11 protein-coding genes are annotated in these 14,359 nt (G+C 44.7%); 6 read left to right on the forward strand and 5 right to left on the reverse strand.

Annotated features, from left to right (window positions below):
- Positions 1-1,222: 1,222 nt before the first annotated feature.
- From Q9R23_RS12500 to Q9R23_RS12515, 5 genes are all read left to right on the forward strand, one after another.
- Complete coding sequence (locus Q9R23_RS12500; RefSeq protein WP_290784002.1) at positions 1,223-1,462, forward strand: hypothetical protein; 240 nt, start codon at positions 1,223-1,225, stop codon at positions 1,460-1,462.
- A 109-nt stretch (positions 1,463-1,571) separates the two neighbouring features.
- On the forward strand, positions 1,572-1,958 hold the full coding sequence (locus Q9R23_RS12505) for a hypothetical protein (protein ID WP_290784000.1): 387 nt from the start codon (positions 1,572-1,574) through the stop codon (positions 1,956-1,958).
- 170 nt (positions 1,959-2,128) lie between these two features.
- Positions 2,129-3,691 (forward strand): glycosyltransferase family 2 protein, encoded by a 1,563-nt coding sequence (locus Q9R23_RS12510; RefSeq protein WP_290783998.1) that lies wholly within the window; start codon positions 2,129-2,131, stop codon positions 3,689-3,691.
- Positions 3,616-3,810, forward strand: coding sequence for a hypothetical protein (locus tag Q9R23_RS15925; protein ID WP_396136374.1), 195 nt, complete (start codon positions 3,616-3,618; stop codon positions 3,808-3,810). The genes Q9R23_RS12510 and Q9R23_RS15925 overlap by 76 nt, the downstream gene beginning before the upstream one ends.
- A 160-nt stretch (positions 3,811-3,970) precedes the next feature.
- A complete protein-coding gene (locus Q9R23_RS12515) occupies positions 3,971-7,495 on the forward strand; it encodes a CDP-glycerol glycerophosphotransferase family protein (protein ID WP_311247173.1) in 3,525 nt (1,174 codons plus the stop codon).
- 58 nt (positions 7,496-7,553) lie between these two features.
- Here the strand turns inward: Q9R23_RS12515 and Q9R23_RS12520 are convergent, their stop codons facing one another.
- Both Q9R23_RS12520 and Q9R23_RS12525 read right to left on the reverse strand, forming a co-directional pair.
- On the reverse strand, positions 7,554-9,572 hold the full coding sequence (locus Q9R23_RS12520) for an acyltransferase family protein (RefSeq protein ID WP_311247174.1): 2,019 nt from the start codon (positions 9,570-9,572) through the stop codon (positions 7,554-7,556).
- Positions 9,573-9,776: 204 nt separating this feature from the next.
- Positions 9,777-10,451: a 5'-methylthioadenosine/S-adenosylhomocysteine nucleosidase family protein gene (locus Q9R23_RS12525; RefSeq protein WP_311247175.1), complete on the reverse strand. Its 675-nt coding sequence runs from the start codon at positions 10,449-10,451 to the stop codon at positions 9,777-9,779.
- 169 nt (positions 10,452-10,620) lie between these two features.
- Here Q9R23_RS12525 and Q9R23_RS12530 point away from each other — a divergent pair, with 169 nt between their 5' ends.
- Positions 10,621-11,604 carry a ketoacyl-ACP synthase III gene (locus Q9R23_RS12530; RefSeq protein ID WP_311247176.1) on the forward strand — a complete coding sequence of 328 codons (984 nt, stop codon included), beginning with the start codon at positions 10,621-10,623 and terminating at the stop codon, positions 11,602-11,604.
- 46 nt (positions 11,605-11,650) lie between these two features.
- Here the strand turns inward: Q9R23_RS12530 and Q9R23_RS12535 are convergent, their stop codons facing one another.
- The 3 genes from Q9R23_RS12535 to Q9R23_RS12545 all read right to left on the reverse strand — a co-directional run bounded on the left by Q9R23_RS12535 (position 11,651) and on the right by Q9R23_RS12545 (position 13,653).
- Positions 11,651-12,181, reverse strand: coding sequence for a GNAT family N-acetyltransferase (locus Q9R23_RS12535; RefSeq protein WP_214855886.1), 531 nt, complete (start codon positions 12,179-12,181; stop codon positions 11,651-11,653).
- A gap of 62 nt (positions 12,182-12,243) precedes the next feature.
- Entirely contained in the window at positions 12,244-12,714 is a 471-nt protein-coding gene (locus Q9R23_RS12540) for a DinB family protein (protein WP_290757038.1), read from the reverse strand.
- 126 nt (positions 12,715-12,840) lie between these two features.
- On the reverse strand, positions 12,841-13,653 hold the full coding sequence (locus Q9R23_RS12545) for an ankyrin repeat domain-containing protein (RefSeq protein WP_311247177.1): 813 nt from the start codon (positions 13,651-13,653) through the stop codon (positions 12,841-12,843).
- Positions 13,654-14,359 lie beyond the last annotated feature (706 nt).

Below are 14,359 nucleotides of genomic sequence, written 5' to 3' on the forward strand. Positions count from 1 at the left end.
AGTTTCTATTTTGACTCTTTCTGATGTGGTAAGATGAACATAGCTCATAACGAATCCTCCGTTGAATTTGGTGTGGTAACTCTATTCTACACGAGGTCGGTATGGGTTTTTTTGTGTTTTCAGCTAGGTGTTGCACTTAATATTACAATTCGTTAGACATTAAAAAATGTCATTTTCAAAAAGTATCTTCTACCATATATTATATATTTCATAATACATTTTTGGGATTTTTTATACCTGTTACTTTAATGTTTTATTTAGTTGCACAAGATGGACGCCTTAGTTCGAAAATAAGAACTGCGCTTCATATGAAAGACGATTAGAAAATCGATGAACTGTAAGCATAAAATCCTGTAAAGCGGTATTCCTTACTTAGGTAAAGAATATCGAGACATCTGAAAATGTCAAAAGATGACTCCGGTTCAATACCGAAGCCACCTCATAGTAACGAAAAAGTTAAAACGACTTTTTTAAAGCGTCCATTTGTTAGGCTGTACTCACATGTACCGTTTTCGTTCGAAGAACTTTCCTTCGATCCATGTCCAAATCCGAATTGCTAGGTAAACATCAATTATGCCAATGATTAATGTAACAACAATCATGAGAACACCACTGTATTCAAAAACGAGTAGAGGATGCAAAATTGTAAAAACGACACTCAAAAGAATTGGAATTGTGATACCCATCCAAATAGAATTAAACAATAGTGCCTTCCACATCCAAATCATTCCTTTACTTAGAAATAGATTGTTTAAGTTTAGCATGTGATAAACGGAAAATGTGAAGTATGTGTAGATGCTTTAATAGCACAACCGCTAGAACTCAAAATATGGTTAAAAGAAGATGTGCTACGAATCCTTCAAAGCAATCCATCGAAGAGTTTGAGGAGTTTTTTATTTTTATATTTCTTCGCATAATCAATGACCGTTTTCCCATTGTATCCTGATGATTTGAATCTACTCCGTACTGTAGCAACACTTGAACGACCTTAGCGTGATCCTAACTAACTGCTAACATCAAAATATGCCTCATTTGGATTGAACGGATGTATAGGTACAGGTATTCCTCTTTCTTACAGTCCTTCCTCGAAATCTCTATAAATCAATATCCAATTTAGTTGATATATTCCATTTTGATTACAATTTTAATTTAAAACACTTTTATGTAAGCGTTATCATTATACTGTATACGGTACTTATTCTTTATTTAGGAGTTGAATTAAATGGATACGGTCATCAGTCACTATTCGAAATTCAAATGTCCACGTTGTCGCGAGAAATTCAAGGATGAGATTCTCATTGAAGATTTACATAGTGTAGCGTACGAAAACCGGCGCTTAGGTCTCGAAATCCAGTATGACTTTTCTTCGGAAGTCGCTTGTCCGAACTGCCACCATCAATGGCTCATTGAAGGCAACGTCTGGGAGTATCCTGAAGGTGTCATCGATGCCATCGAACTATAATGCGATCAACACGAAACACTTCCCTTTTTCTCAAGTGCACTACATATGAAGTGTTGCCTTGATGTACACTATCGATAATACAGAACGTGTACTTCGGAGGTGTTCGCAATTGAAAAGTAAACTTTTATTTTTACTGCTATTTTCGATCGTCTGTCTAGCAGGGTGTAGTGATTACGATCAAGACGGAAATACGACGAGTGAGGAAGCAAAAAAGAAATACGATGTAGCCATCAATCAAGTCTTTAAATCTGAAAACCAGTACTTGAAGCAGCAACAGATCAACCAGCACCTAGAGCGAAACACTGATGAAACGGGCGTCATCGTCTATGAGGATCAAGATTTAATCGAAATCTATTACGATCAATCATCTGATAGAGAAAGAGCCATTTATCAGAAAAAAGGATCGACTTACGCGCGGAAGACGTATTCGAAACAAATCAACCGTAAAATCGATGCCTCTGAAAAAAAATACCTTGAGAACATTGGAATCAAGTAATTCTAATCCTATAAGGCTGATTTGTTAATTGTCTAAATGGTCGATGACTCTATTATTTAATGGAGTCATCGACCATTTTCGTGTTTTCTTACCTTTCTCTTTCCTTCATCTGTTTTAGGGCACAGTTCAGGGGGTATTTTTTAATATTTAGTTTAAGGTGGGAATTACTAATGGAAAGAACCGTATCAATCATTATTCCTGTATACAATAAGGCGACATATCTCTCAACTTGTATCGCATCGATCCAAGAACTCTTGCTCGATCACTCAACAATCGAAGCGATTTTCGTTGATGATGGTTCGACGGATGAATCGTTATCGATTCTCCACACGGCTGCACAAACGATGGATTTCATTCGCATCATCGAACTTCCTGAAAATACGGGCAGTCCTGCACAACCGCGAAACGTCGGAATTGAAGAAGCGACAGGTACCTACGTCACGTTCTTAGATGCTGATGATCGTCTCGATCCAGTCGGATTCCCTCAACTCGTCGCACAAGCCGCTTCGCATGATGCCGATATCGCATTCGGTCAAACGATCAAACATACCAACACGTCGATTCAAAAGGTTGGTCGCTTTGCATCGTTTACGACAGCGAATCAGCTTGTTCCGTATGAAATCGACAAAGTGTTCCGCGCGGTCGGACCTCCGGGGAAAATCCTGAAGCGCTCCGTCTTGCTTGAACATAACATCCGGTTCAGCCCGATGCAGTACGGTGAAGATAAACTCTTCTTCTTTGAAGCCATCTCGAAATGTCAAACGGCTTCGATGAATCCGGCACCGGTCTATCACGTCAATCGTTTCGCGATGAATGATTCGCTTGTCGGACAAACCAATATTTTCGAAAAGACGACCTTCAATTTACAAGTGCTTGAGAAAACGCTCGAACTTGATATTCCGGCAGTCGCTAAAACGCATGCTTTGAGTCGGTTGATCGAGATGGACTTCCTCTCCCGACTGTTCAACAACAAGCGTTTCCTTGAGCATCCACAACAACAAACCTTTTTTGATCTGTTCCGCGAGATGATTGGCGTCTTTGAATGCCATGATGCAGATCCAGCGGATTTCATTTTCGATGACATCTTCCAAAAACAGTACGCCTTGCTTCAGCAAAAAGATTATGACAGCTTCGTCGCCTTCATCACGCTACTCGTCCAAAAGCATAAAGCCCGGCGATATGTATCAGAGAATCGTCTCTATTACCAGATGCCAGAATCGTTGCATCATCTCGGACCTGTCCTTGAGCCATTCTTTGCTACGTATGCAGGCACCCGTCTCGTTGATGGTGTCTTCTATGAAGTCGTACAATTACTCAAAGACGACACGTCTTCGGTCGATCAAGTTCTCTTAATCGCACCCAACGATGAAACAACGGAGACCGACGTTCCGTTCCATATCGATGAGAACGAACTGTTCATTCCGACCGAGGCACTCGAACCGCGTTCAGATCCATTCCAATTGATGCTGATCCATGACGACTATCATCCGTTCGTCGTCCGGATGACGTTACCGAGTAGTGTCGACGAAATGCATTTGCATTATCAACAGCTTAAAGTCGAATTTCGTCCCGAGGAACAAAAATCACCGTTACAGAAAATCGACGCGACGAAGTATCATATCGAAGCACCGACGCAAGTCGTCGTACTCGAGAAATCATTGAGCATGGAACGACTGGTTTTATCATTCCACCTGGAGACTCGTCAGCCTTTGCTGACGCAGCGATTCGCTTGATGGAACAACCATCCCTAAGACGTCAAATGGGCGAAGCCGCCTTGCATTCGGTTGAGCGTTTTTCGGATGATCTTTTCACGAAAAATTGGCTGATGCTTTTGAATCAGCTCGACGAATAGTTAGTCGACCTCCTCCCCTGTGAGGAGGTTTTTTTGTCTATCCACCAAAGTCCGCATTGTTTTTCAAATTTTAGGATGTTTTAGCTATTGATTATGATAGAATGCTAAGGGAAGATAACGCTTTCATAAAACATCTTTTAGTAGGAGGTTCCTTGATTCCATGCTTTTTAAATCTGCTCTCCGGGTGCTCCAATTTGGACATTCCGTACTTCCGAAAAAACAAAAAAAGCTTAAACGATCGGCATTAAAAGAATCGTTACAGATTCAATCTTCGCCGACAGACTATACGCTATCCGGTCAATTGAATGATCCGTTGCTGACGATCACGTCGTTACGTATCCGCGATCGATCGCAAGAGACGGTCCTTGAAGTGCCGAACCAACTGGACGATCATCGCTTCACCTTTCAGCTGTCGCATTCAATCGTGTCTCAATTGAGTCAGCATGTTGCTCAGATGCAAGAAGAGGCGGACGTTCCGACGGTCGAAGAAGACGGTCTCGCTGAGATCGAGTCCGTCGAAGCCGATCAAGATACGCTCTATCCGATTGATCGTTTTTCGCTTTGGCTTACGTTCACGAAAAAAGTTGAACACCTCACACCGGAGCAATTACAGAAATGGGAATCTGACGGCTTACCGAGTCATGCTACGCTCGACGCGTCTGTCTTCACCCGTGAGATTCTGCTAGGACGTTTCCTTGATACACAGATCCCTGCGCCGCTCGCACCGTTGATGGATGAGACGTTCAACGAATTCGTCCAGTTGTATACGGACCTAAAAGGCAACCTGCGTCTGTTGCTGAACAAAGAACCGCAGACGAAGCCGAAGATTCAAATCGATGCGGTCCATAATGAGACGAAGGCGACGACAGTCATCAGCGGAAAAGCCTTTACGCGTCATGCGTTCATCAAGACGGGACGGTTGCTCCTTGTTCACCGAGAGAGTGGCGATCAAGTCCCTATCCCAATCGATTGGTTGTACCAAAACGAGGTAAGTGCGAAAAAATTCGGATTGTATCTCTATCATTACACGGCGAAGATTCACTGGTCGCACCTCTATCAAGCAGCCCAATTGCAAGAAGGGGTTTATGATGCTTTCATCACGCTCGATTTCTATCACCGATCGGAACCGAAATTACACCGTCTCGGTCGTGCCCGTTATATCACGCGTCAGCTGACACCGGAAGCGTTAGGGAAAGATGAGACGTCGACGATGCATATCATTCCGTACTACACGGTCGGTCACCGGAATCTATCATTTGAGATGACCGAGTTCACGAATGAAAATTACGCCTATCTGAATCATCTGATGACATTTGCCCCGCTCTACCGGCTGTTTGCCGAGAAGAACACGTGGCTCGTCGGAGAACGTCCATATAAAGCGCAGGACAATGGTTACCACTTCTTCAAATACATGCGCGAGACCTATCCGGAGCGACCGGTCTATTACGTCATCGATCCGGCGTCGAACGAATATGCGCAAGTCGCTCCGCTCGGAAACGTCTTGCCGATCAAATCGAAGGAACACATCTATCACTCTTTGATGGCAAAGAAGGTCATCGGGACACACCACGCGGAATACTTGTATCCGCTTCGCTCGGAGCCGTTCAAACGCAAGATGCGTGCAGATCGTGTCTTCATCCAACACGGGGTTCTCGGAACGAAGAACATGAACAATCAATACGGGAAATTTGCTGCTGCCTTCGACACGGATTTGTTCCTTGTCAGCTCGGAGCGGGAAAAACGACTCGTCACACAAGATATGGGATACGCTGAGCGCGAGGTCAAAATTACTGGCTTGTCTCGCTTTGATGCACTCTTGAAAAATGACGTCCCGGTCAAACGTCAGATGCTCGTCATTCCGACGTGGCGGTCGTGGTTACAGACGCCACTCCAGTTCTTCGAATCAGAATACTATCAGCAGTACCAAGCGTTCCTATCGAGTGATCGTTTGCATGCGTACGCGAAACAGCATCGTCTCGAGATCGTTCTTTGCCTGCATCCAAACATGCAGCAATATTCGAGTCACTTCGAGAACTTACCGATCACGGTCATCCATCAGGGCGAACGCGATGTTCAAGGATTGTTAAAGGAGAGCCTCTTGCTCGTCACCGACTATTCGAGTGTCGCTTTTGACTTCAGTTTCTTAAAGCGACCGGTCCATTACCTGCAATTCGACCCGAAACGCTTCATCGGTCCTCTCGGTTCGTATCTCGATCTAGAAAACGAATTACCAGGTCGGATTTCAAAAACAATCGATGACTTGTTCGAGGATCTCGACGCGACGGCACGCCGTGATTTTAAGATGGCGGATGAATACAAACGACGCGCTGACGTCTTCTTGACGAAAACGGATACGACTTACTCTGATCAGGTCTATCAAACAATCGCTAATTATACGAAACAGACGAGTCTTTTAGAGAAGATTCAGACGAACGAGGCGGCGAACATCCTCTTTAAGGTCTATCGCCGAAGCCGGTTCTACTTCCCGACGATGAAGGCAGGATATCGACTCATGCAACGCGTCTTGCCGGTCGACCCGAAACTCGTTGTCTTCGAGAGTGGGCTCGGTAAACATTACGCGGACAGTCCGCGTTACATTTATGAGGAACTGAAGCAACAAGCACTCGGCTACAAAGTCGTCTGGATTTATAACAAGAAGCTTTATCTCGGAGATCCGAACGCAAAAGTCGTCAAACGCTTATCTCCTGCCTACTTTTATTACATGGCGACGGCGAAGTTTTGGGTCAACAATCAGAACTTCCCGCATTACATGACGCGGCGAAAAGAGACGACCTACATTCAGACATGGCACGGCACACCTTTGAAGAAGATGTTGTTTGACTTAGACGAGATCCATGGACGGGACGAAGGCTATATCGAGCGTGTAACGAACGCAATCCAGCAATGGAGCGTCCTCTTGTCTCCGAGTCCCTATGCGACGAACATCTTTAGAAGTGCGTTCCAGTACGGGGGACCGGTCGTCGAATCTGGTTATCCGCGAAACGATCTCTTCTTTACGGCGAATAATGCGGCGACAATTGAACGGATCCGGACGCAGCTTCAACTGCCGGAAGACAAGAAAGTCATCTTGTATGCACCGACTTTCCGTGACCATCAGTCGCTCGGTAAAGGGAAGTTCTACTTCGACTATCCGTTTGATTTCGACCGGGTCGCGGAAGCGTTAGGCGATGAGTATGTCTTCTTGATTCGGACGCACGTGCTCGTCACGAAAAAGCCGAAGATTCCAGCGCAGCACCGGGAACAGTTCATCGATGTGACGGCCTATCCGGACATTCAAGAACTGTACTTGATCACCGATCTACTGATCACAGACTATTCTTCTGTTTTCTTCGACTTCGCGAACATGAATCGTCCGATGATGTTCTATGCGTATGACCTTGATCTCTACCGCGATACGCTGCGCGGGTTCTACCTGGATTACTACAATGACCTTCCGGGACCGATCCTAGAAACGGAAGAAGCATTGCTTCACGCCTTATCGGACATTCCGCGTCTGACGAAAATGTATCAAGCGCAACTTGATGCATTCCGTGCGACGTATGGTCCGATGGAGGATGGGTTTGCCGCTTCTCGTGTCGTCGATGCGTACTTCAAAACGGATCAAATGATGCGCACTCAAACCCTTGAATTACTTGAACAACCAGACGGCAGTTACTCTGTTTGACCGATGATACGAAAAAACGGCTTGCACCCTTTTCTGGATGCAAGCCGTTTTACATATTTTATTCGTCCGTTGCTAATTTTTCTGCGAGGACCTCGTTGAGCTTTTTCTTAAACATCGGAGCAAAACTTTCCGCATACGTATTCGTCATATGGCTGTTATCGCGATAGATGACGACATTGCCGATAACGGGACGGTACTCGCCTTTGACGTGGAAGTAACGCGTCAAATCCAGCTTGTGGAGCGACTGGTTCGTTTTTTCGAATTGTTTCCAATACCCTTCATCCGTTTGATTCGGTTGTGTGTTCATCTGTTTCGTCGTATCAGCGATGCTCGTCGTCTCCAGTGCCTCGAGTACGTTAAAATCGTATCGTGGATTGTCTCGAAGCGCCAATCCATCAATACCATACTCGTCCTTGACGAACTGCATCTGGTCGACCATTTGTTGATGGATGCTGTCTTTTGAAGCATCCGCTGCCGTCACGTGCGAGATGATCAAATCGACGTCAGCATCCTTCAAATAGTTCAAGACGTTCTGGTTCCAGATCCCTTTTAAGGAATTCGGTTCATAGCCGGTCGAAAAACGTGTTCCTGACCGCGTCAGATTGAGTAAACGGATGTCCGTTCCTTTGATTGCTTCATGTAAGGCACCGAACCATTGCTCCGAGTGTGAGCTTCCGACGAGTGCGATCGTCGCTTTATAATCCTTCGTTTTCCCGTATACACCGACTTTCGCTTCCGTCTTTTGCAGCCCTTGGTTGCTACCATCCGTATGGACGAGGGGTAAGTCATTGAAGACGTTCGCATATGACGGGAATGGGGCTTGCTTCGGTACAGACAGTGCCTGTTCAATTGCTAAGGCACCCGGATATTTATTCTTACTGACGGCTTGTTTCAGCTCTTGTTCTTCCATATAAGCGAATCCGAGTAATGATCCGATTAACAAAACGTTGACCGTCAACAGCGCACCTAATTTCTTGAACGCTGTCCGATTGACGGTCGAAGTCCGGATCGGTTTTTCAATCCATTCCGTCATCAGATTCGATAAGCCGATCGACGAGACGATGATTAATGTGCCGACGAGCAGACTAGGTGTTTGTTGGACGTTGTAGCGATAGAACTCAAGCAGTACCCAGTGCCAGAGATAAATCCCGAAGGCAATCCCCCCAAGTTTGACCATTGGTTTAGATCCGAGGAACCGTTTTAATCCGAACCGTGTCTCTTGCGTCCCTGATAACACGATCATCAAGGCGCATGTCATCGGCCAGAGTGCGATGTAGCCAGGGAACATTTGCGAGACATTGAACAGAACACCAGTCGTTAGCAAGCCAAGCAGACCGATCCAACCGATGATTGTCGCTACCCATTTCGAGATACGAATAGCGGATAAGTTCACGCATAACAAGCTGCCTAAGGCGAATTCCCAGACCCGTGTCGGCGTAATGAAATACGCCCATGGCTGATTGACTTCAGTCAGATAGATCGAGTACGAAAGTGACGTGACGAACAAGAATCCAAGGAGACCATTGAGGACGGCTTTAACTGATCGAATCTGATATTTGTTCATCATCCATAAGATGAACGAAAACAAGACGAACCAAATCATATAAAATTGCCACTGGATCGATAACGCCCAAAAATGTTCGACGGGTGACTTCATTTGCGTCACGTCCAAGTAATCAGTACTTGAGACGGCGAGTTGCCAGTTTTGATAAAAGAACATCGAGGCGACGACTTCACGAATCGTTTTACCGAGAATCGATGCTGGTAATAAAAACGTACTTAATACCAAGACGACTCCTAGGATGAATAAAACCGATGGCAACAGTCGTTTCAGCAACTTTGTCACATACGGAAGGAACTTGAACTCTCCTGTCCGGTTGATCGTCGAGATGATTGATGTCGTGATTAAAAAACCCGAGATGACGAAGAAGACATCGACACCACCTGAGACACGATTGAACCAAATGTGATACATTGCGACGAGTAAGGCAGCTACCGTGCGTAGCCCTTCGATTTCTGGACGAAACCGGCTTTCAATATCAATCCGTTTCTGACCAGATACTTTCCATTCTTGCATGCTTCTATGTGCCTCCATCTACTTCTACACCTACGAAACCTGATGATTGCAGCGCATTTCTTGTACAGTTCGATATGTACTCACCATTTCGAGAAAACGTTTCCATTCACTATGATAGAACATATTTCAAAAAATACAATGCCAATGAACTATATTGCCGTAAGAAACTTGGAAAATATGTAAAAGAAGTGCATCGGGTACAAATTACATTAGAAATCGATGCAAGTAGTCGTCAAAAATCCGTCGCATGACTTTCGGTGTGTTCTCGATATAGATCCGCATCTGTTCGACGTTTGCTTCGACAGCACCCTCGTTCTTCTCTTCTGTCGGAAAATCGGAGATGCCTTTGATGATGATACATTCGACAGCATTTTTCTGACAGATGTACGCGACAGCCCCCGCCTCCGTATCGGCAATCGTCAGACCGTTATCTCGCAGTTCGAGATAGTCTCGCCACATGACGACAGCGCGATCAGCCGTTCCGATCGTTCCGAGATGAAAGTCGTTGCCATATTTTGAGACGTCGAGATTGACGACGAATGACGGTTTAATGAGTGGTTCAATCTCTTTGACCGTACAATCATATTGAACAGCGCAATCTGGCACGATGATATCGAGTATGTCGTACCTCGGATCGATGCCGGCACATGTTCCGGCAATGATGACCTTCGTCAAGGGAAAACGGAGGATCATATATTGGTTCGCACCGATGCCATTTACTTTTCGAACGCCTGTGCTGTAAAACAGAAGTGTCTTCCCGTTCATCTCACGCGTGAAGTATTCACCATACGGATAAGTGATTCTTTCCTCAGGCGAGACATGAAAATACGCAATCGTCGCGTCGAACTCCCATGTGGTGGCGATGCTGATTCCAATCATCCTTCCTTACTCCTTTCGAGCATCCGCTAAAGACCGCTCTTTTTTTCATCTAATCGAATTGATGATGTGTACGATAAGTTATATTCCTTGTGTTTAAAAGAAAATTCTCTTAAATTAGTACCTAGTACTAAAACCAAGTATAACATCTTTTTACAGGGAGGAACCATTTATGACTGCATATCATGCTCGAGTAACAGCAATCGGCTCTTACGTTCCAAATCAAATTATGACGAACCATGATTTAGAGAAACTAGTAGAAACAAATGATGAATGGATAGTGCAACGAACAGGCATCAAAGAACGAAGAATCGCGGGTCAGACTGAATCGACAAGTGATCTTGCCTATCAAGCAGCCATGAATTTAAAACAGCGTTACAATACAGAATTTCAACATGTTGATATGATCATCATCTGTACGATGACACCCGATTTTAAGACACCAAGTACTGCATCATTGGTACAAGCAAAACTCGGTATCAATCATGCGGGTGTAATTGATTTGAACGCCGCATGTGCAGGATTTACATACGGATTACACCTGGCGAACGGGTTAATTTCATCTGGTCTTCATAAAAAAATTCTCGTCATCGGAGCAGAAACACTCTCTAACATCACTGACTATGCCGATCGAAACACATGCATTTTATTTGGAGATGGTAGTGGAGCGGTTCTTGTGGAACGCGATGAAGTCCAGTCTGACTTTATTTCATTCTACTTGAACTCGGAAGGGGAAAAAGGAGCCAGTCTCTATTGCTCGAACTTGTCAAATCACTTGTTCGAAGATCCTATCATTCCCACTAATAAACTCATCCAAAATGGACGCGAAGTTTACAAGTGGGCGGTCAGCACGGTTCCACGTGGAATGAAACAAGTAGTGGATCAGGCATCAATGACTTTGGATCAAATCGATTGGTTCATTCCGCACAGTGCAAACCTACGCATGATTCAATCGATTTGCGAAAAAAGCAATGTTCCTTTTGATAAAGCGCTTTACAGTCTCATCCATTTCGGAAATACCTCTGCTGCCTCCATTCCCTTATCTTTAGATATAGGTGTTACCGAAGGGAAAATCAAAACGGGTGACTTGCTTCTATTATATGGATTCGGTGGCGGTTTGACACAAGCTGGATTACTAATGAAATGGAGTCTGTGATTCATACAAGGAGGAAGTACAGATGCATCGTACTTCCTCCTTGTTTTTAATTCTGATGACGGACAAGCGTGGTAATATCCAGCCATTCATAGGCTTCATCTTTAACCGTGACATTCCCAAAACGACTCTGACGATGATCTATGTATTTACCTCCGAGTCGTTTGTAAAATGCTCGTCCCGACTCGTTCTTTTTCATCACCCAAACCAGCATCGAGAAGACATCTGCTTTCAGGAAATGAGCAGCGATAGTCGCCATCAATTTTTTGCCGATCCCTAAACCGTGCGCTTCAGGTAATATATAGAGGGCAGATAACTCTCCTATCCGTACTCCATCATCAGCATGAATCTGAGCTGCTGCGAATCCCACTGTGATTCCCTGTTCGTTCAATACCACATATAGGAACGTATCTTGTGAGGAATCGTTCAAAAACTGTGTCCATTTTTGTTCAGCTCGTTGAACCGAGAGTTGTGTCAAATATACATCAGGTACTAAACCGGCGTATGTCGTCCTCCACGTATCAACGTAAATTTTTGCTATTACCTTCATGTCTTTGGACGTGGCTAAACGTATATTCAAGAATTTCATCCCCCTAGCATCGGTAGCTCATAGTACTACCATTATTTTCTCATTCACCTATCTTAGTCCCAAACCCGCACACGCTCAATGTCTGCTGTTCTCAAATAATCGAGTAGCTGTCCTGTATGCACTGCTTCATGATAAGCAATTCGTAACAGCATATCACCAAGCGAACGGACATAACCTGATTCGGAACGATCAATCTGGACCGTCGCTAAATCTGATTCCGGTAGTCGCCCGACATATGTCATGAATTCCTCCCGATAGACCTCCGCAAAGTCTAGCTCCTCTTGCACGGATACGAAGTCACGCCCTTCAAACGGAGACTCATACGACGATAGACTGCCTCCATTTTGTAAGGCTAAGTAATAATAATACTCGCTATCTAACACATGACGAATCATTTCCAAACACGTCATGGCGTTCTCATCCGGTTTCCAGTTCAGCTTATCTTCAGGAATCGAGCACCAGACTTTGATGCTTCTTCTTCTCACTTCATTTAAATTCCATACCATCCAATCTTTTGCGTTCATGATGTATCCTTCCTTTCGATGACGAATAAGCGTTCTCCTATCTCTATTTTGACAAAGCGATTTGAAAGTCCTTTTAAAAATAAAAACAGGAAGCCTCCGCAGATGTTTCCTGTTGTCGTCAATCGCTCACTTATTTTCTTCCTCAGACAATGCATCAATCTCTTTTTGTCTTAAAATTTCCGCAATCTGATGATGGTCATTATCAAGTGCTGCACCACGCGCTGTCCGCCCGTCTTCATTTCGATGCAATGGATCGGCTCCATAAGAGAGAAGTAAACGGACAATCCGTTCATAACCGTAAGCACTCGCTAATGCGAGGACTGCCGTATCGCCATCCGCGACGTTTTCCGCCTCGATGTCGGCTCCCGCCTTTAGAAGCACTTTGACCGCTTTCGGATGATTATTTCCGACTGCGAGATACAGCGGCGTGAATCCATCTAATCCGACAGCATCGACTTCTGCTCCTGCTTCCAGTAACAGCTGGACTTTTTTCGATTTACCTTCTTGCGCCGCATAATGGAGCGGTGTCACACCTTCCCCGTCATCGGTCCGTTGATGTAACAACTCGACATTCTGTGCTAATTTCCGTAAGACTTTTTTATTGCCGGACCGTCCCGCTACTAAATGAAGCGCTGAGAATCCTTGTTCATCTAAATCAAGATGAGCACCTCGCTTGATCAAAAGTAACGCAATGTCGGTCTTTTGATCATACAACGCGATATGCAACGGTGACATCCCGTCTTGACTTGGAAGATTCACATCCGCCCCGTGATCGAGCAACAATTCGACGATCCGTAGGTACCCTTCCTGAATCGCCCAATGAAGCGCCGCAAATCCTTCTTCATCCAGTTCATTCAGATCGTCACCACGTTCGATGCAGCGCATTACTTGTTTTCGTTTGCCCAAAAAAGCAGCATCTTGGATGGATCGTTTCGTCATGTCCATTCGCCCCTTACCTGTTCCGTCGTTGTCTTTCTTATTTTACATCAAGGACATCGAGAAATGAGCAAAAACGCCTTTGAATATCCAATGTCTATTGTAGCAAGCTCGGTACGTCACTCCCTACTTATATTTATTTTAGGGGGATCGTTAGAATAACAAGAAAAATAATTATGATCAGAACATATATAAACATAGTCAAATAGCGTGAAAATGAATATGTTTAATTTAAAATGATCTATTTCGCTATAGGAGTTCGACGAATGCGCGACTATATATACCTATCTCAAAAAACTCGCCGTGCCGATGGAGATTGTCCATTTGATTGGACGGATCAATACAAAGAACTCTATAAGTTTGTCCCTGTCGAAGGTAGACGATGGAAGAACGTTGATAACGAGATTAGTGAGACGTTCCCGGCTGGCACTCGTCGGACGCACTTCATTCCCGCCCAGCATTCGAAACTTCGGAAGCGATGCAGGCGTTATGTGACAGCCTACGTGAGCTTCGTCAACAAGAGGACATCGATCCGTCCATCCAGACGAGCCTGTTCATCCTCGATTTCCTATCCGTTCAACGACGGGAATGGTCGGAGTGCAAGGTGGATGAAGCAGTAAATCGAATTGGATCGCGGTATTGTTGAAAATAGTGGATTCGTCATATCGTAGTATACTTCACTCGATAACTTTGTATTGAAGAAAACCCA

It is taken from the genome of Exiguobacterium sp. BRG2 (assembly GCF_031844245.1).
Taxonomy (GTDB): domain Bacteria; phylum Bacillota; class Bacilli; order Exiguobacteriales; family Exiguobacteriaceae; genus Exiguobacterium_A.

Coding starts and splice junctions, on each gene's coding strand:
- Q9R23_RS12500 (WP_290784002.1), top strand. CDS start 1,223: ATGGATACGGTCATCAGTCACTATTCGAAATTCAAATGTCCACGTTGT.
- Q9R23_RS12510 (WP_290783998.1), top strand. CDS start 2,129: ATGGAAAGAACCGTATCAATCATTATTCCTGTATACAATAAGGCGACA.
- Q9R23_RS12515 (WP_311247173.1), top strand. CDS start 3,971: ATGCTTTTTAAATCTGCTCTCCGGGTGCTCCAATTTGGACATTCCGTA.
- Q9R23_RS12520 (WP_311247174.1), bottom strand. CDS start 9,572: ATGCAAGAATGGAAAGTATCTGGTCAGAAACGGATTGATATTGAAAGC.
- Q9R23_RS12525 (WP_311247175.1), bottom strand. CDS start 10,451: ATGATTGGAATCAGCATCGCCACCACATGGGAGTTCGACGCGACGATT.
- Q9R23_RS12530 (WP_311247176.1), top strand. CDS start 10,621: ATGACTGCATATCATGCTCGAGTAACAGCAATCGGCTCTTACGTTCCA.
- Q9R23_RS12540 (WP_290757038.1), bottom strand. CDS start 12,714: ATGAACGCAAAAGATTGGATGGTATGGAATTTAAATGAAGTGAGAAGA.
- Q9R23_RS12545 (WP_311247177.1), bottom strand. CDS start 13,653: ATGACGAAACGATCCATCCAAGATGCTGCTTTTTTGGGCAAACGAAAA.